The 18,292-nt window shown below is 62.5% G+C and carries 14 protein-coding genes and 1 tRNA gene; 9 read left to right on the forward strand and 6 right to left on the reverse strand.

The features are described from left to right. The first annotated feature begins 11 nt into the window (after positions 1–11). From nadA to WFR25_RS04385, 4 genes are read left to right on the forward strand one after another with little or no spacing between them, the layout of a single operon-like run. Positions 12–998, forward strand: a complete 987-nt coding sequence (gene nadA, locus WFR25_RS04370; RefSeq protein WP_336968896.1) for a quinolinate synthase NadA — start codon at positions 12–14, stop codon at positions 996–998. Positions 999–1,052: 54 nt separating this feature from the next. Next, positions 1,053–3,167: a prolyl oligopeptidase family serine peptidase gene (locus WFR25_RS04375; protein WP_336968897.1), complete on the forward strand. Its 2,115-nt coding sequence runs from the start codon at positions 1,053–1,055 to the stop codon at positions 3,165–3,167. After that, the gene (gene nadC / locus WFR25_RS04380) at positions 3,164–4,018 is read left to right on the forward strand and encodes a carboxylating nicotinate-nucleotide diphosphorylase (protein ID WP_336968898.1); all 855 of its coding nucleotides are present in this window, start codon (positions 3,164–3,166) and stop codon (positions 4,016–4,018) included. The genes WFR25_RS04375 and nadC overlap by 4 nt, the downstream gene beginning before the upstream one ends. Before the next feature lie 46 nt (positions 4,019–4,064). Beyond that, entirely contained in the window at positions 4,065–4,850 is a 786-nt protein-coding gene (locus WFR25_RS04385; RefSeq protein ID WP_336974663.1) for a ribonuclease T2 family protein, read from the forward strand. A 2-nt stretch (positions 4,851–4,852) separates the two neighbouring features. Here WFR25_RS04385 and WFR25_RS04390 read toward each other — a convergent pair whose 3' ends face one another. Together WFR25_RS04390 and gmk are read right to left on the reverse strand one after the other, a co-directional pair. Continuing rightward, a complete protein-coding gene (locus WFR25_RS04390; protein WP_336968900.1) occupies positions 4,853–5,452 on the reverse strand; it encodes a hypothetical protein in 600 nt (199 codons plus the stop codon). A 76-nt stretch (positions 5,453–5,528) separates the two neighbouring features. After that, positions 5,529–6,194 carry a guanylate kinase gene (gene gmk / locus WFR25_RS04395; protein WP_336974665.1) on the reverse strand — a complete coding sequence of 222 codons (666 nt, stop codon included), beginning with the start codon at positions 6,192–6,194 and terminating at the stop codon, positions 5,529–5,531. A 55-nt stretch (positions 6,195–6,249) separates the two neighbouring features. Between gmk and WFR25_RS04400 the strand changes: the two genes are divergently transcribed. Continuing rightward, positions 6,250–6,804, forward strand: coding sequence for a DUF2585 domain-containing protein (locus WFR25_RS04400; protein ID WP_336968902.1), 555 nt, complete (start codon positions 6,250–6,252; stop codon positions 6,802–6,804). A gap of 150 nt (positions 6,805–6,954) precedes the next feature. Beyond that, positions 6,955–9,591 carry a M1 family metallopeptidase gene (locus WFR25_RS04405; protein WP_336968904.1) on the forward strand — a complete coding sequence of 879 codons (2,637 nt, stop codon included), beginning with the start codon at positions 6,955–6,957 and terminating at the stop codon, positions 9,589–9,591. A 39-nt stretch (positions 9,592–9,630) separates the two neighbouring features. Here the strand turns inward: WFR25_RS04405 and WFR25_RS04410 are convergent, their stop codons facing one another. Next, the gene (locus WFR25_RS04410; RefSeq protein WP_336974667.1) at positions 9,631–10,689 is read right to left on the reverse strand and encodes a phytase; all 1,059 of its coding nucleotides are present in this window, start codon (positions 10,687–10,689) and stop codon (positions 9,631–9,633) included. 180 nt (positions 10,690–10,869) lie between these two features. Here WFR25_RS04410 and WFR25_RS04415 point away from each other — a divergent pair, with 180 nt between their 5' ends. Beyond that, on the forward strand, positions 10,870–13,164 hold the full coding sequence (locus WFR25_RS04415; protein WP_336968907.1) for a TonB-dependent receptor plug domain-containing protein: 2,295 nt from the start codon (positions 10,870–10,872) through the stop codon (positions 13,162–13,164). A 56-nt stretch (positions 13,165–13,220) separates the two neighbouring features. On the opposite strand, the gene WFR25_RS04420 is transcribed toward WFR25_RS04415, so the two are convergent. From WFR25_RS04420 to hspQ, 3 genes are all read right to left on the reverse strand, one after another. Continuing rightward, positions 13,221–15,197, reverse strand: coding sequence for an OPT family oligopeptide transporter (locus tag WFR25_RS04420; RefSeq protein WP_336968909.1), 1,977 nt, complete (start codon positions 15,195–15,197; stop codon positions 13,221–13,223). A 94-nt stretch (positions 15,198–15,291) separates the two neighbouring features. Continuing rightward, positions 15,292–16,104 carry a GDSL-type esterase/lipase family protein gene (locus WFR25_RS04425; RefSeq protein WP_336968911.1) on the reverse strand — a complete coding sequence of 271 codons (813 nt, stop codon included), beginning with the start codon at positions 16,102–16,104 and terminating at the stop codon, positions 15,292–15,294. After that, on the reverse strand, positions 16,061–16,432 hold the full coding sequence (gene hspQ / locus WFR25_RS04430; RefSeq protein ID WP_336968912.1) for a heat shock protein HspQ: 372 nt from the start codon (positions 16,430–16,432) through the stop codon (positions 16,061–16,063). The genes WFR25_RS04425 and hspQ overlap by 44 nt, the downstream gene beginning before the upstream one ends. 147 nt (positions 16,433–16,579) lie before the next feature. Between hspQ and WFR25_RS04435 the strand changes: the two genes are divergently transcribed. Beyond that, positions 16,580–16,669 (forward strand) — tRNA-Ser (locus tag WFR25_RS04435). Positions 16,670–16,898: 229 nt separating this feature from the next. Beyond that, complete coding sequence (locus tag WFR25_RS04440) at positions 16,899–18,248, forward strand: IS1380-like element ISSp1 family transposase (protein ID WP_013039775.1); 1,350 nt, start codon at positions 16,899–16,901, stop codon at positions 18,246–18,248. The last annotated feature ends 44 nt before the right edge of the window (positions 18,249–18,292 follow it).

The raw sequence follows: 18,292 nt of genomic DNA on the forward strand, positions 1-18,292 counted from the left end.
GAAGAAGTGCCATGAATGCGATGACAGAGATGCCCAAGGGTACGGACCTGCGGGCCGAGATCGACCGGCTGCGCAAGGAGCGCAATGCCGTGATCCTGGGCCATTATTATCAAAGCCCGGAGATTCAGGATCTGTCCGATTTCGTCGGCGACAGCCTGGAACTTTCACGCAAGGCGGCGGAGACGGACGCCGACGTCATCGCCTTTTGCGGCGTGCGTTTCATGGCAGAAACGGCGAAAATTCTCTCGCCCCAGAAGATCGTCGTGCTGCCCGACATGGACGCCGGATGCAGCCTGGAAGACAGTTGCCCGCCCGCCCAGTTCAAGGCGTTTCGGGAGGCGCATCCCGATCACATCGCGCTCAGCTATATCAACTGCTCGGCCGAGGTGAAGGCGCTATCCGACATCATCGTCACCTCTTCCTCGGCGGAAAAAATCCTTGCGCAGATCCCCAAGGACCAGAAGATCATCTTCGGTCCCGACAAGCATCTGGGCGGCTATCTGAAGCGTAAGCTGGGCCGCGACATGCTGCTGTGGCCGGGGGTGTGCATCGTGCATGAGGCGTTCAGCGAAACCGAACTGCTGAAATTGAAGGTCCAGCACCCCGATGCGCCGATCGCCGCGCACCCGGAATGCCCGCCCTATATCGTCGATCATGCCGATTATGTCGGGTCGACCAGCGGCATCCTCGATTTCGCCAAGACCATGCCGGGCGACACGCTGATCGTCGCCACCGAACCGCACATCATCCACCAGATGGAAAAGGCGGTGCCGGAAAAGCATTTCATCGGCGCACCGGGCGCAGACGGCAACTGCAACTGCAACATTTGCCCCTATATGGCGCTTAACACGATGGAAAAGCTCTACTTGTCGCTGCGCGATCTCCAGCCGCGCATCGAGATGGACGAAAGCTTGCGCGTCGCGGCGAAAAAGAGCCTCGACCGGATGCTGGAAATGGCCAGCGGCACGGTTGGACAGGGGGATGTGGGCGCGCGTTAAGGGTGTGCAGGATCAGTCTGGCGCGGGCGCTTCGGATCGCCTAACGACAGGGGCATGAAGCTCAAATCGCTGATCCGCTCGACGCCGCTGGTTCTTGCCATCGCCGTTGCTGTGCCTGCATCCGCCGCCTCCGACGACCCTTATCTCTGGCTTGAGGAGATCGAGGGTCGCAAGGCGATTGCACAGGTCGAAAAATGGAATGCGGCAACCGACACGCTGCTGCGCGCCGATCCCCGTTTTGAGGCGGATCGGGCGCGCGCGCGGGCAATTTTGGACGACGAAAGCCAGATTGCTACACCCGACGCGGTGATGGGCGACCGCGTCACAAACCTGTGGCGCGACGCAAAAAATCCACGGGGGCTTTGGCGGTCGAGCGACCTGGCCTCCTATCTCGCGGGCAAGCCCAACTGGACGACGATCATCGACGTCGATGCGCTGGGCAAGGCGGAGGGGAAAAGCTGGGTCTGGCATGGCGCGGACTGCCTTGCGCCGACCTACAAACGCTGCCTGATTTCGCTCAGCCCAGGCGGTACCGACGCGGACGTGGTGCGTGAGTTCGACCTGTCGACCGGGCAGTTCGTGGAGCGCGGTTTTGCGCTGCCCGAAGCCAAGAGCAATGTCGCTTGGGCCGATGCCGATACGCTGCTGGTCGCGACCGATTTCGGCACCGGCACGCTGACGGCATCGGGCTATCCCCGGCAGGTGAAACGCTGGAAGCGCGGCACGCCGCTGTCGGCTGCGACGCTGGTCAAGGAAGGGGTGGTGAGCGACATCTCCGTTGGTCCGCGCGCCGAGATGGATGGCGACAGGCGCTGGACCTTCATCGACCGGGGCCTCACCTTCTACACAAATGAATTGTGGCTGGGCACACCGGACGGGCGTTTCGTCCCCACGCCTCTGCCCCAGACCGCGGAGATGCGCGCTGTCGTGGGCGGACAACTCATCGCCTCCCTCAATGAACCGCTGGGCAGTATCCCCGCAGGCTCGCTGGTCGCCTGGTCGCTCGACGCCATCGCCGCAGGCAGGCCGGGCGCACCCGAACCGGTCCTGACCCCAACGAAAAATCAGGCAATCGAGGATGTCCACGCCACCGACCATAGGCTGTGGGTCAAGCTGCTGGACGATGTGTCGGGCACGCTGCTGGCCCTGACACGCGATCCTGCGACCGGTAAATGGACCAGCCGCGCGGCCACGCTGCCCGCCAACGCCACCGTGCATATCGCTGGCGGGGCGGGGAAACAGGACATCGCGTTCGCCTCGGTCGAGGGGATGCTGCTGCCGCCGACCTTGGTGGCGGTCGGCAAGGATGGCGCGGTCCGGCAGGTGCAGCAATTACCAGCGCGCTTCGATGCCAGCCAGTTCACGGTGGAGCAGCGCTTCGCCACGTCGAAGGACGGCACCCGCGTCCCCTATTTCCTTGCGCGCAAGAAGGGCGTGACCGGCCCGGTCCCGGCCCTCATCCACGCCTATGGCGGTTTCCGCGCGGCGCAGACGCCGACCTATCTCACCACCGAACCTTATCGTGCCGGGCCGCTGGGCTTATTCTGGGTTGAGGACGGCAATGCCTATGTCCTCGCCAACATCCGGGGCGGCGGCGAATATGGCCCGGCCTGGCATCAGGCGGCGCTGCGCGAGAAACGGCAGAATGCGTTCGACGACCTTCATGCCGTGGCGGAGGATCTGGTGAAGGCCGGTGTCTCCGCCAAGGGCAGGATCGGCATTTCCGGTCGTTCCAACGGCGGCGTGCTGGTCGGCGCGGCAATGACGCAGCGGCCCGACCTCTATGGCGCGGTGATCGCGGGGTCGCCGCTGGAGGATATGAAACGCTATTCGCACTTGTCGGCGGGCGCGTCCTGGGTCGCGGAATATGGCGACCCTGACAAGCCGGAGGACTGGGCGTTCCTGTCCAAATGGTCGCCCTATCAGAATGTGAAGAAGGGCGTGCACTATCCGCCCGCTTTCTTCTACCTGTCGACCAAGGATGATCGGGTCCATCCCGGCCATGCGCGCAAGATGGCGGCGAAGCTGACTGACTATGGCAACCGCGTCTATTATCATGAATATCGCGAAGGGGGGCATTCGGTGGGCGCCGACCATGCCGAGGATGCGGTGCGCGCGGCACTGCTCCACGCCTTTCTGACGCGCGAACTGGGGGGTAAGGGACAATGAGCGAGGCATTCACGCTGGAGGGCTTCGACCTCGACGCTTTCGTTGCCGCGACTCTGGCGGAAGATCTTGGTCCCGATGCGCGCGATGTTACGAGCGAAGCGGTGATCCCGGCCTCGGCGATCTTCGAAGGCGTTATGGACAGCCGCGACGCCGTGACGGTGGCGGGCCTGCCGATCGCCGCAGCTTTCTTTCGCGCGCTCGACCCCGATGTCGAGATAGAGTTGCTGGTGCGCGATGGCGACCGGGTCGCGGCGGGCACGGACATATTGCGCATGAAGGGCAAGGCGCGCGCCATGCTGACGGCGGAGCGATCGGCGCTCAACACCGTTCAGCATCTGAGCGGCATCGCCACCATGACCCGCGCCTATGTCGATGCGATATTGGGCACCGGCGCGACGCTGCTCGACACGCGCAAGACCATTCCGGGCCTGCGCGTGCTTGAGAAATATGCAACCCGTATGGGCGGCGCGACCAACCATCGCATGGGCCTGTGGGACGCGGCGATGATTAAGGACAATCACGTTGCGGTGGCCGGATCGATCGACGCGGCCGTCCGCCGCGCGGTGGAGGCCGGGATCGCCCGGATCATCGTAGAAGTCGATCGTATCGACCAGATCGAACCCGCGCTGGACGCAGGTGCGACCCATCTTTTGCTCGATAATATGAAGCCACCCACATTGCGCGGGGCCGTGACCCTGATCGGCGGGCGCGTGCCGACCGAAGCGTCGGGTGGTGTCCGGCTCGATACCATTCACGCCATCGCGGAAACGGGAGTGACCTATGTCAGTGTTGGACGCCTCACCCAATCTGCGCCTGCCGCTGACATTGGCCTGGACTTTGCCAGTGCGTGAGGGGCCAGTGCGTGAGGGGCCAGTGCGTGAGTGCCCAGTGCGTAAGATGCTCGTCGGAGTGTCGCTGATTGCCGCAATGATTATGCCGGGCGTGGCGCTGGCGCAGGTGGCGCAATGCACCATTCCCACGCAAATCGTCCGGCCAAGGCCCGACCTGCCGGATGCCGGTCAGCCTCGGCGACTGCTACCCATCGGCAGCTATACGCTGGCGCTCACATGGTCGCCGCAATATTGCTCCGGAAGTCCGCGCAATGCGACTTTTCAATGTGGCGGCAGGAATGGGCGCTTCGGCTTTACCTTGCACGGGCTGTGGCCTGATGGCGTAGGGAAGGACTGGCCGCAATATTGCCGGGCCACCGACCTGCTACCGCGCAAAGTGATCCGCGATACGCTGTGCGCCACCCCCTCGGCCCAGTTGATCCAGCATGAATGGGCCAAGCATGGCACCTGCATGACCACCAGGCCGGAACTATATTTCGACCTGTCGCGCACACTCTACAGCCAGATCCGCTATCCCGATATGGCATCGCTGGGCAAGCGGACGTCCCTGACCGTCGGTGATTTCGCCAAGGCCTTCGCCGCCGCCAATCGGGGCATAAGCGCGGACATGCTGCGGGTGACGACGACGCGTGGCGGATGGTTGGACGAGGTCTGGCTGTGCATGAACAAGGCCATGGACTATACCCGTTGTCCCACGCATCAGGGCGGCGCAGCCAACGCAGCCCGGCTGCGGATCAAGCCGGGGCCACGCATCGCCAATCGGCCGCCGCCGAACCTGACGGCTCGTAAGCCCGCTCTGATTATGGACCTCGATCCGAACGCCCAGCCGTAACTCTAATGCACCGTATCCGGCTCGCTGGCCGTGATGTCAGCCTCGATCCGATCGGCGGCGCTCTTGTCCTCGGGCAGGAACTTCGCGGACACCAGACCGGCGGCGATCAGGCCGACGAGGTCGCTAAAGGCAAGGTAAAGGATGTAGCCCCAGGGTGCGTGGTTGAACACGGCCTGGCCGACATGCAGCCACAACACTGCGCCGATCGCGAACAGGAAAGTGGCGCGCGCCCGCGCCGCAAAGCTGGGCAATACCAGACGCAATGCCAGTGCGATCAGCAACCCTGTCACCAGCGCCAGAATGAAGCCGCTGATCAGGCTGGACCCGTCCATCACCGGGAAGCCCGCGCTGTTGTAGAAGATCTGGCCGATCGGTCCCTTGCCATATAGCACGGTCCCGGCGGCGGTTGCGGGATCGGGAATGATATAGACCCCGGTGCCGCTGCTGTTCAGCGCCTGCGCCATCGCCGCCTGAAGATTGGCGCTGGCTTGCGGGTCGGCCCGGTTGAACGCGATGGCGCTCAACGGCGTGCCCCAGAAGATGAAGCCGGTGACATAAAGCGCGCAACCGCCCAGCAGGCCGCCCAACAATGTTCTGATCATGGCTCTCTCCTCATCCCGCCCTTTAGAGGGTGGGAAAGGAACGCGTGTGGAAGGATTATTATCCATCCGTCACGATTTAATCGTCCATCAAGGTCCGGTTGAGCTTGCGGATGAAGCCGATGAGGCCGGTCTGGCGGCTGCGTTTCAGCCGTTCGGCTTGCAGGATCGTCTGCACTTGTTCGAAGCAGGCGTCGGCATCATCGTTGCACAGCACATAATCATAGCCGTCCCAGTGCGCGATCTCGCCCGCTGCACGCGCCATGCGACCGTTGATGACCTCTTCGCTGTCGGTATTCCGGCCGCGCAGGCGCTTTTCCAGTTCAACCATGGACGGGGGCAGGATGAAGACCCGCACCACGTCGCCGCCAGCAATCTGATGCAACTGCTGCGCGCCCTGCCAGTCTATGTCGAACAGGACATCCTGTCCTGCCTTCAGCATCGCTTCGACCGGGGCGCGGGGCGTGCCGTAGCGGTGGCCGAACACATGCGCCCACTCCAGGAACTCATGGTTTGCGGTCATCGTCCGGAAGCCGTCCAGATCGACGAAGTGATAGTCCTTCCCCTCGACCTCGCCGGGTCGGATCGGCCGGGTGGTGGCGGACACCGACATGGCAAGGTCGGTTTCGGCAGCCAGCAGCTTGCGCGCGATGGTGGACTTGCCTGCGCCAGAGGGCGAGGACAGGACGAAAAGAACACCCCGGCGTTTGAAGCCATGCGGGTCGGACTGGATGTTGTGGGCCATGACCGCTAGTGACGTCACATGCAGCCTTTTGCAAGAGGCTGTGAGGGGCATTGGCATGACGGACAGGCGAGGCTGGATGGCGGCGGGGCTGATCGCGCTGGTCGTGGTGGCAATCCTGTTCGCGATGGGGCGTCCGCCCCTTTGCACCTGTGGGACTGTCGAACTGTGGCATGGAGCGCTCGACAGCGGCAACAGCCAGCATCTGTCGGACTGGTACAGCCTTAGCCACATCATCCACGGTTTCCTGTTCTACGCCGCGCTTTGGGGGTTGTTGCGCCGCCGCCCGATGAGCGTGCGACTGGCGATTGCCGTCGTTGTCGAGGGTGCGTGGGAGATATTGGAAAATTCGCCGATCATCATCGACCGCTATCGCACAGCCACAATTGCGCTGGGCTATAGCGGCGACAGCATCCTCAATTCGATGAGTGACCTTGGCATGATGACGCTGGGCTTTCTGTTCGCCGCGCGGATGCCGGTCTGGGTCACGGTACTGCTGGGTTTGGCGTTCGAGTTGCTGGCGCTGTGGGTGATTCGGGACAATCTGACGTTGAATGTCCTGATGCTCGCCTGGCCGATTGATGCCGTAAGGGCGTGGCAGGGCGCATTATGAACGGCCTTGCCGATCAACAGCCGATGCTGTTCGACCGGCGACATGGTGGCATGTCCAGCCCCCTTGACCCGTGAAACGAAAAGGCCAATCCCGTGTGGTCATGGCTGTACCGTCCCGGTCGGCCGAGGACTTGTCGGAGTCTTTTGCCTCATGTCTCTTGTGAAAATGCTTCCCCTCCTGCTGGCGGCAGCCCCCCTGGCACTCATGGCGCCGATTACGGCTCAGGCCGCGCCTGCGGCGACCATTACGACGCAGTTGCCGCGTGGAGCCGCGCCCAGCCATTATGCGATCATTGTGACGCCCGATGCCGCCAACCTGAAGTTCGCGGGCAAGGTGAGTATTGCGGTGACAGTGACACAAGCAATGCCGGCACTGGTGCTGAACGCGGCGGACCTCACTTTCTCAAGCGTGTCGATCACGCCGGAGAAGGGGAAGGCCATGACTGGCAAGGCAAGCGTCGATGCGAACGCACAAACGGCGACGCTGGATTTCGGCAAGCCGCTGGCGCCGGGCAGCTACACTCTGGATATTGCCTATACGGGCATCATCGCGACGCAGGCCAATGGCCTGTTCGCGCTTGACTATACCGACAATGCAGGCGCGGCGAAGCGCGCGCTCTTTACCCAGTTCGAGGCGCCGGATGCTCGCCGCTTCGTGCCGAGTTGGGACGAGCCGAGCTACAAGGCGACCTTCGACCTCTCCGCCATCATCCCGGCCGGCCAGATGGCAGTCGGCAATATGCCGGTGAAGAGCACTGCGAAAACGGCGACGGGCAAGACCTTCGTCACTTTCGGCACGACGCCCAAAATGTCGTCCTATCTTCTGTTCTTTGGCATGGGCGAACTTGATCGCGCAACCAAGATGGCCGGGAATACAGAAGTCGGCGTCATCACGGGCAAGGGCAATACGGGCAAGGCGCAACTGGCGCTCGATGCGTCGGCTGCCATCCTGCCCTGGTACAATGATTATTTCGGCACGCCCTTCCCGCTGCCCAAACTCGATAATGTCGCAGGGCCGGGTCAGAGCCAGTTTTTCAGTGCGATGGAGAATTGGGGCGCGATCTTCACCTTCGAGCGGGCGTTGCTGGTCGATCCGCGCTTCACCTCCGAAAGCACGCGCCGGACCATCTACGAGATCGTGGCGCATGAAATGGCGCATCAATGGTTTGGCGACCTTGTCACCATGGCCTGGTGGGACGATCTGTGGCTGAACGAAGGGTTTGCGAGCTGGATGGCGACCAAGGTCACGGACAAGCTGCAACCGACATGGGAAACGCTGCTGACCCGCGTTGACGGGCGCGAACTGGCGATGGGGCTGGATTCGCTTTCGACCACGCATCCGGTCGTGCAGAAGATCACCACCGTCGATCAGGTGAATCAGGCGTTCGACGCGATCACCTATCAGAAGGGCGAAGCCGTCATCACCATGTTGGAGGGCTATGCTGGCGAGGATGTGTGGAAGAGTGGCATCCGCAGCTATATGAAGGCGCATGCTTACGGGAACACCGTCACCGACGACCTGTGGAAAGCGGTGGAGGGCGCGGGCGCCAAGGGGCTGGTCGCGATCGCGCATGACTTCACCAGCAAACCCGGCATCCCACTGGTCAAGGTGGAGAGCGCGACCTGCAAGGGCGGATCGACCATCCTGTCGTTGAGCCAAAGCGAATATAGCCGTGACAGCAAGGACAAGGCGCCCCAAAGCTGGAACGTGCCGGTGATGGCGCAGACGCTGGGCGGTGCGCCGCAGCGGCTGATCCTTCAGGGCAAGGGGCAGGTCACGTTGCCGGGTTGTGGCGCCTATGTCGTCAATGCGGGGCAGACGGGCTATTATCGTTCGCTCTATCCACAGGCCAATGTGCAGGCGCTGGCGAAGGATTTCACGAAACTGTCGTCCATCGACCAGACCGGCCTGCTGGCCGATAACTGGCAACTGGGGCTGGCGGGCTATCAGCCGGTCGGGCTGGCGCTGGATCTGGTCGCGGCGGTGCCCGCGACCGCGACGCCTGCCGTGCTGTCGGAAGTGCCGACCTATCTCAATGGTGCCTATGATATGCTGACCGGCGATCCGGCGCAGGCGAAGGTCGTGGCCTACGCCTCGGCCAAGCTGACGCCGATGCTGACCGCCATCGGTTATGACGCAAAGCCGGGTGAGGGCGCGCAGGTGCCGGTGCTGCGGAGCAGCCTGATCTCGACGCTGGGCGACATGGGTGACAAGGCCGTGGTGGCGGAGGCGAACCGCCGCTTTGCCGCGCTGTCGGGCAACCCGGCTGCGCTGGACGGGCCGCTCAAAAATGTCTGGCTGGGCATCATTGCGGCCAATGCCGACAAGGCGACATGGGACAGTCTGCGCGCGATGGCGAATGCGGCGAAGAGCGATCTGGAAAAGAGCCAGTTGTTCAGCCTGCTGGGTGCGGCAAAGGATCAGACGCTTGGTCAACAGGCGCTGGACCTGGCGTTGACCGATGAGCCGGGCAAGACCACCAGCGCCGCAATTATCGGGCAGGTGGGTGCCGAGCATCCGATGCTGGCGGTCGATTATGTGCTGGTCCATCGCCAGCAATATGAAGCGATGATCGACGTGTCCGCGCGTAGTCAGGCATTGGCCCGGCTGGGCGGCAATTCGGCCGATCCGGCAATGGCGACCAAGCTGGATGCCTATGCGACCCAATATCTGACGCCAGAATCGCGCAAGGTGGTCGATCGCGCCATCGCGACGATCAAGACGCGGATCGAAACCCGTGCCCGGCTGAAGCCCGCGCTGACGGCGTGGTTCGCGGGCAAGAAGTAAAGTGTGAAGGGCGGTGGAGCGATCCACCGCCCTTCACCGCTATTTTTGGGGCAAACTCAGCGCTTTAACAATGTCATCCCAGGCGACGAGCTTGAAGTTTTGAGCGGCAGCGGCGTTGTGGCCATCCTGGGCGATGAACAGGCCGCCGGGGAAGGCTGGACCAAAATCGCCGAGCATCAGTTCGATGCCGTCGGTTTCCTCCGACCCGCCGATGGTTCCATCGACAATCCGGAAGCGGCCGACATAGCTGTCATCGCTGATCCGATAGGCGACATAGGCATTGTCGCCCTGACTGGAGACGAGGACATAGCCGTCCTTCTCGCCGATCGGGGCGATGGCGACCCCTTCCGCGTCGGCGACGATGTTCTTGCCGTCGGCGGCGGCGATCTTCACTGGCGTGGTGGAGCCGGTCGCGCGAGCATCGAAGCGCCAGAGGCCGATATCTTCCTCCGCCACATAGAGGGTGCCAGTGCGGTCATCGACCGCGCAGCCCTCTGACTGGGTGCCCAGCTTCATGGTCCGCACGGTGCGGCCCGTGGGCGTTGCGCCTGACGTGTCGAGCGCAACCTGATTGATGGTCCCGTCCTTCAGGACGATGAAGGCATAGAGGCCAGCGGCGTCGCCCCCCATGCACACGCCATAGGCCTCACCCATGCCGCCATCGACCTTGCCCAACGCCGTGAGTTTTGCGGTGACGGGATCAAGGCGGAAAAGCGCGAGTTTGGCATTGACGATATCGTTGCGGTCGCTGGCGACGACGAGAATGCCCGTCTGGCCGTTGATCGTCACGCCGTCCTTCAGGTCGACATTGTTGACTCGGCCCGCGTCGAGGAAATCGCGGACTTTGCCGTCAAGGCCATAGACATACAGTCCGGCCTTCTTGTCGGTGCCTACGATCAGGCTGGCGGCGGGACTGGCCGCGTTGCGCCAGATCGCCGGATCGTCGGCGGCGTCCGCATTGGCGGTGCCGACCGGCGTCGTCTCGCCGCGCGCCGTGACATTCATGGCGGGAGTGGCGTTGGCGATGCGCTGCGTTATCGGTACTTCCCGTGAAGTTGCGCAGCCTCCTAATGTAATAAAAGTGAAACAACAGATCATCGAACTGTAATATTTACGTCGCGATATAGTCACGCAGAACTCCTAGCGGGCCGTTGTCGACGGGCTGGATAAAGAAAAGCGTCCGGACGTCAATCTATCTCTAATATCCATGAGGGGGAATCTATGGTCGCGAATAAGTGGCTCATGTTTGGCTGTGCATCGCTTGCTTTGATTGCTGGCGTGGCGCACGCGGAAGACGTTGTGCCTGCTGATGAGGCAGGGCGCACGGATGGACCGATCGTTACGTCGAAGGACATCGTCGTCAATGGTGGCATCGGCTTTCGCGATCGTACCGACACGCCGGAACCCGTGCTGAAATATGGCACCGACTATTTCCAGCGCTTCGAACCGCTGACCGCCGGTGATGCGCTGAAGCGCGTGCCGTCCGTGACCTTCCTGTCAGACGTGATCGAAAGCGACGCACCCCGCCTGCGTGGCCTGCCGCCGGGCTATACACAGATCCTGATCAATGGCGAGCGCGTGCCGGGCGCCAGCGCCGACCGCAGCTTCTTTCTCGACCGTATCCCGGCCGAGTTGATTTCCAGCGTAGAAATCGTGCGCTCATCCTCCGCCCGCCGCACCGGTGACGCGGTGGCGGGATCGCTCAACATAAATCTGCGCGACGGTTATGAACTGGACGGGGGCTATATCCGCGCCGGTGGCCTGCGCTATAATGATAAGGAACTTGAGCCGAGCCTGGGTCTGGTCTGGGGCGGCAAAGTCGGCCCCGGCCGCCTGCTGCTGGGCGCGAACCTGCAAGGGCGGCACAATCCAAAGAAGAAGGAAAGCCTGCGCTACGGCGATTCGCCGGAGAATAATCCGGATTATGCGACCGACGATTTCGATAATCGTGAAGACCAGACCGACACCCGCGACGGCAAGGACTATAGCTTCAACGGCACCTATGAAATCGATGCGGGCAGCACCAATTTCAAGCTGAGCGGCTTTTACGTCAAGACCGACCGGACTGAGACCGAGCGCAGCTTCGAATATGATGATGCGACCGCCACCACCGGTCCCGTCCCGGTCGGCAACCTGCTGAGCGACAATGCCAATGTCGCGAAGATCGACCAGGAAAATTACACGATCGACGGCAAGCTGACCCAGGAGTGGTCGGCGGGCAAGACGTCGGTGCGCGTCGGCTATGCCAAGTTCATCGAGGATCGCCGCGAGACCGAATATGAGATTGGTTTCGATGTCGATGCCGGGGATTTGCCGGAGTTCCAGGGCGCGCTGACGACGAATGACATCAAGGACCAGGAATTTTCGGTCAAGCTGGAGCATGAAATCCCGCTCAACGACACGATGAAGTTCGTCTTCGGTGGCTATTATCAGGACAAGACCCGCCGCACGGGTATCTTTGAGGCCGAGCAGGAAGGCACAGGCAGCGTCACCTGGGATCAGTTCAAGCGCAATCCCACTGAATTGGCGGGCGAATTCGAGGAAACGGAACCGAGCGACGGCGGCGACAACCGCATCAAGGAAAAGCGCCGCGACGCCTTTGCCCTGGTCGAGGGTGACAGCGGTATGCTGAAGTGGGAAGCGGGCCTGCGCTACGAGCATACGAAGGTGCGGATCAACGACTATACGGTCGACCCGGAACTGCAAAATCAGAAGAACGACTATGACGCCTTCCTGCCGTCGGCTTCGTTCAAGCTGTCGCTGACCCCGAGCGACCGGATCATCGGTTCGGTCGCGCGCACGCTGCGCCGGCCAGAGTTCAACTATATTACGCCTGCCATCTTCGAGGAGGCCGTGGGTGACAGTGATTTGCTTGGCAATCCTAAGCTCGACCCGGAGAAAGCATGGGGCTTCGACCTTGGCTATGAGCATCGCATGGGCACCGGCGGCATCGTCGGCGTCAATTTCTTCTACCGCAAGGTCAAGGATCTGATCGAACTGACGACCCTGCTGGACCCCATAACGGGAGAACCGCTGGAAGGATCGGAAGGCGAGGGCGCTTTTGTGTATCAGCCGCAGAATGTTGGTGACGGCAAGGTCTATGGCGTCGAATTCGACCTGTCGAGCGACCTTGGTTTTATCGGCCTGCCGGACACGGGCATTTTCGGAAACGTTTCCTGGCTGGACAGCGAAGTGAAGGACGTGCTGGGCAAGCGCCGGTTCAACGACCAGTCGAAATATGTCTATAATTTCGGCTTTATCCAGAACTTCCCACAGGCGGGCGCGGCGTTTGGCGCGACCTATCGCAAGCAGGGTTCAGCCTTTGGCCGGGTGATCGCCGAGGAAGTGACGACCCGCTACGGCGCGGACCTGGAAGTCTTTGTGGAAAAGCGGTTCGGCAAGACCTTCACCATCCGCGCGGTCGGCTCCAACCTGCTGAACGGCAAGAAGCGCGAAACGTTCAACAAGTTCGACAATCTGGAAGACCAGATGGATCGCAACTTCGACGAATATGAACTGGAAAGCGAGAAGGCCGGCCCGGTCTTCCAGATCATGGCGCGCTACGCCTTCTGATCTGGAACAAATGAAAGGAAAGGGGGCTGCGCCGGGGCGCGGTCCCCTTTCTCATGTCAGGCGAGCGGTGCTGTCACGGCGTTGCGAAGGCGGGCGTAAAGCAGGGCGATGACGCCTGCGAAAACGATCACGGACAGCGGGACGCCCCACGGATTTTCCGCCATGATCGCCATCGGCGCATCGCTGTCGGTGGCCGCGACGATCCCGGCAAAGGCGACACCGAACAGGCTTTCACCGACGATGAAGCCGGTCGCCATCAGGACGCCCATGCGCTCTGCGAACTCCGGGTTGGCCTGGCGCAGCGACCAGCGATTGTAGAAATGGCCGATGACCGCGCCGACCGGGATCAGCAGCGTCAACGCCATCGGCAGATAGATGCCCATGCCCACGGCCAGCGGGGGAAGGCGCAGCTTGCCCGCTTTGCCCAGCAGTTCGTCAATGACGACGACAACGGCGCCGATCCCTGCACCGATGCCGATCAGGCTCCAGTCCAGATCGCCGCCCAGCACGCCCTTCGCCAGCGCGGAGATGAGCGCGGCCTGCGGGGCGGGCAGGGCGTTGGGACCAGCACCGGGCGCGCCCGCGAAGCCGAAGGCGCTGTTGAGCAGGTCCAGCACCGGCGGGATGACCAACGACCCGAAAATGACGCCCAGGATCAGCGCGAGCTGCTGTTTCCACGGGGTCGCGCCGACTAGCTGGCCGGTCTTGAGGTCCTGAAGATTGTCGTTGGAGATGGTGGCGACGCCAAAGACGATCGCGGTGGTGAACAGCGCATAGGCGACCAGCGCCTCGCTCTGCCCCGGTGCGCTGTTCTGGCCATAGATGGCGGCCAGCAGCAGCGAGGCGCCCAGTACTGCGAGGATGCCGACGCCCGAGATCGGGCTGTTCGACGCGCCGATCAGGCCCGCCATATAGCCGCAGACCGAGGCGATGATGATGCCCGCGATCAGGATATAGAGGAGGGTGCCGCCGATGACGATGGTTGCATGGTCGGCGATCGGCCCGCCCTGCGCGAAGCTCCACAGCAGCGCGCCGATAGGGAGCAACGAGACGATGATGGTGCCAAAGACGATGCCAATCGGGAGGTCGCGCTCGGTCAGTTCGAGGAGGCCACCGTCACCCGATTTGCGCACGCTGGCCGCCGCCATCGCCGAGCGGATGCCACCGATGATCGGGCCGAGTATCTTGAGCAGGGTCCAGATCGCGGCGACGCCAATCGTGCCCGCACCGATGAAGCGCGCCTTCATGCGGAAGGTGGTGCCCACGACCTCTGACAGATCGACGCCCGTGGGCAGCGGAGAGGTGAGATAGGGGACGATGCCGACCCAACTGATGAGCAGCCCGACGAACATGGCTATGCCGACCGACAGACCGACCAGATGGCCGACGCCGATCAAGGCCATCGAGAAACTGGCGGAGACGCTGGTTGCGCCTGCGCCGAATTTGAAGAAAGTCGCGGCTTCCTCGGCAAGGATGCGCATCTTGGCGAGGATGGTGAAGGCGGCGGCAGCAAGGGTGCTGGCGATGATGGCGGAGAGTCCGCGCTTGTTTTCCTCAAGCCCCTCGCGCGATCCCGCGCCGACTTTCAGCACTTCGGCGGCGGCGACCCCTTCGGGATAGGGAAGGTCGGAGCCAGTCACGAGCGCGCGGCGCAGCGGCACCGAATACATGACGCCCAATATGCCCCCCAGCGCGCAGGTCATCACGCTCGTCCAATAGGGAAACCCCTGCCACCAGCCGACGATCACCAGTCCTGGCAGTACGAAGATGATGGCCGAGAGCGTGCCAGCCGCCGAAGCGATGGTCTGGACGATGTTGTTTTCCAGGATCGTGCCGGTCGCGAACAGGCGCAGCACGGCCATGGAGATGACTGCGGCGGGGATCGACGTGGCGAAGGTCAGGCCGATCTTCAGTCCCAGATAGACGTTGGCCGCCGTGAACAGCAGGGTGATGAGCGCACCCAATATGACGCCGCGCAGCGTCAGCTCCGCTTGTCCCCCTGCGGCCGTGGTCGGGCCTGTCGCTGTGGTCATCTGGATGCTCCCCCTGGGGTTCTGTCGCTCTTGCCGAAAGGACTCGTAATAATATTACTTGGTCGTGGATCAATCGGAAAGTGATCTGGTGCCACTATGGGGCAAGGGTGGAAGGGATCACAGGCGTTTTTGCAGGAGAGATGGCGACGGTCCGTGGCGTGGGCAGGGTGTCGAGCCAGGCATCGACCAGCCGCGTCCAAAGCGCATAACCGCGCGGGTTCATGTGCAACCCATCGGGCCGGAACAACTGGGCGTCGGGCAGGCCGTCGGGCGCCAGCAATACCTTGCCGACATCCATATAGTCGAAATCCTTGCCTGCCCGCGCGGCGACGATGGCATTCACCTCCATCATGCGCGGCCAGAGCGTCCAACGGATCGGGCTGGGTTTGAGCGAGAGAAAGGCGATGCGCGCGCGCGGGTAATCGGCGCGCAGGCGACTGAGCAGGATCAATATGTCCTTGGCGATCTTGTCCGGCAAAGCGCCCGTGGCCAGGTCATTTTCACCCACATAGACGATGACGCTCGTGGGTGGAGTGGGCGGCAGGAGCCGCTTGTAATAGTGTAGCACATCAGGGGTCGTAGCCCCGCCAAAGCCGCGATTGACGATGCCGATGTCGGGAAAGCTGGCGCTGACATCCCACAGGCGGATGCTGGAACTGCCGATGAAAAGCGTGGCATCCGACAGTCGCGGTCCGGCGCTGTTGGCGCGGGCGAACGCCTCGATCTCGTTGGAAAAGGGAAAGCTGGGGTCGGGCTTCGGGCCTGCCACCGGCGGAGCGGCCGCCACCAGCAGGAACGCGACCAGGGGCGCAATCAGGCCACGGGCGCGAAGCCCTTCGCCCAGAGGCCTAGTCCCGGCAGGGCTAGTGGCGGTGGCGGGGGCGCAGCCGATATTTGCCATGCTCATAGGCGCCGAACATGCCCGCAATCGCCGGATGATCGACCGGCTCGTCGCTGTCGTCAGCCACCAGATTCTGCTGGCTGACATAGGCGACATAACTCGATTCGCCATTTTCAGCGAGCAGGTGATAAAAGGGTTGGCCCTTGTCCGGGCGCATATCCTGCGGAATGGCCTCATACCATTCGTCGCTGTTGGCGAAGACGGGATCGATGTCGAATACCACGCCGCGAAAGCCGAACATGCGATGCATAAGGACATCGCCGATGTTGAAACGTGCATGGGCTACAGGAGGAGCAGTTATGCCGGTGCCGAAGGGCTGAATCGCGTTAGTCATATATACTATGTAGGACTGCTGGTGGCGCAGACAAGAAAAATAGGCAAAGCCTTCTTGGCAAGGACGTCATCATCCGCTAATGGCCGCCCTCGACCTGGTCGGTCGGCGAGCAAAGCATGGCTTTCGCACGCTTTTCCGACCTTCTGCGGAGAGGTGGCAGAGTGGTCGAATGCACCGCACTCGAAATGCGGCGTGCCGGTGACGGTACCCAGGGTTCGAATCCCTGCCTCTCCGCCAATTTCTTTTAAATTACTGAATTTAAAGAGAATTTTGGCATTTTTGCCATGCTCAATATTCAGCCGCTTATTGGATTTGTTGAATAGGGCGTCGGCCATTAGCCCGCCTTATTCACCAAAAGTGTCCTGAAGGGTTGGCGGGAGTGGCGTAAGCCTCTGATCTGAATTAGGAACTGGGTGTCTAAGCCGAACCTGCCGCAGGGCAGAAAATGCCACGGGCCACACCCGCCATGAACGATGATATCGCAAGCTCATTTGGATTCCCAGCAGTCGGCCGCAAGAAAATCACAGCTGCGTTCGACGGTGGCCGGCTTACCTCGGATGGCGGTGTTCTACTGCTTGCACAGGCCGAGCGCGCGATGGGGATTTGCCAGCGCCTGGCGGCTTGTATTGCCGATCCGCGCGATCCAGCGCGGGTGATCCATCGCCTGGATGACATTCTGCGTGCCCGTGTGTTCGCGATTGCGTGCGGCTATGAGGATGCCGATGATCTCGATGCTCTGCGCGACGATCCAGGCTTCCGCCTGGCGCTCGGCAAGCTGCCGGAATCGGGCGCGGGGCTGGCCAGCCAACCGACGATGAGCCGGTGGGAAAATGCACCGACTACGCGCGAACTGGCCAGCATGATGGCCGCGATGATCGACATCTACTGCGCCAGCTATCCCGCCCCTCCGACAGCGGTCACGCTGGATATCGACGACACGTGCGACGTCGTGCATGGCTATCAACAGCTCTCGTTCTGGAACGGGCATCATGGGGAGCGCTGCTTCCTACCGATCCATATCTACGACACCGCGACCGGCAGGCCGGTGGCCATGCTGCTGCGCACAGGCAAGACGCCTTCTGGAAAGGAGGCGGCGGGGCACATCCGACGCCTGGTGCGTCACCTGCGCCGTAATTGGCCCGATACCCACATCACTATCCGCGGCGACGGGCACTATGGTCGACCCGAGGTCATGGCCTACTGCGATGCGGCCCGCGTCGATTACGTGTTCGGCCTGCCCACCAATTCAGCGCTGCGCGCCGATCCCGCCATTGTTGCGGTCGCCGATGCCTGCGCGGTCAAGCGCGCCCAGCGTCAGTGTCCCGTCCTGCGCAACTATGCCGAGACCCGCTATGGGGCAAAGACCTGGAAGTGCCAGCGTCGCGTCGTTGCACGGATCGAGGCCAGCACGCTGGGCATGGACATCCGCTATGTCGTCACCTCGTTGGCAACAGGATCGGCCGAGCACATCTACGACACGCTCTACTGCGCGCGTGGTCAGGCCGAGAACCTGATCAAGCGCCACAAGTCCCAGCTCGCCAGCGACCGAACCTCGTGCCGCTCGGCCAATGCCAATCAGATGCGCCTGATACTGCACACTGCCGCATACTGGCTGCTATGGCGCATCCAGCAGGCGATGCCCAGGACCGCTGCTCTGGCAAGCGCGGAGTTTACCACCTTGCGCCTGCGGCTGCTCAAGGTCGCTGCGCGCGTCGTAGAAAGTGCTAGCCGCATCCGCATTGCCTTCGCTTCCGCCTGTCCGGATGCCGACCTGTTCCGCGCCCTCGTTCTCCGGCTGAAGCCTGCGCCGACGTAGCCCATGCGGCAGCGCCGCAGAACTCCGAGCCCAGCCCTTCAACC

It is taken from the genome of Sphingobium aromaticiconvertens (assembly GCF_037154075.1).
Lineage (GTDB): Bacteria > Pseudomonadota > Alphaproteobacteria > Sphingomonadales > Sphingomonadaceae > Sphingobium > Sphingobium aromaticiconvertens.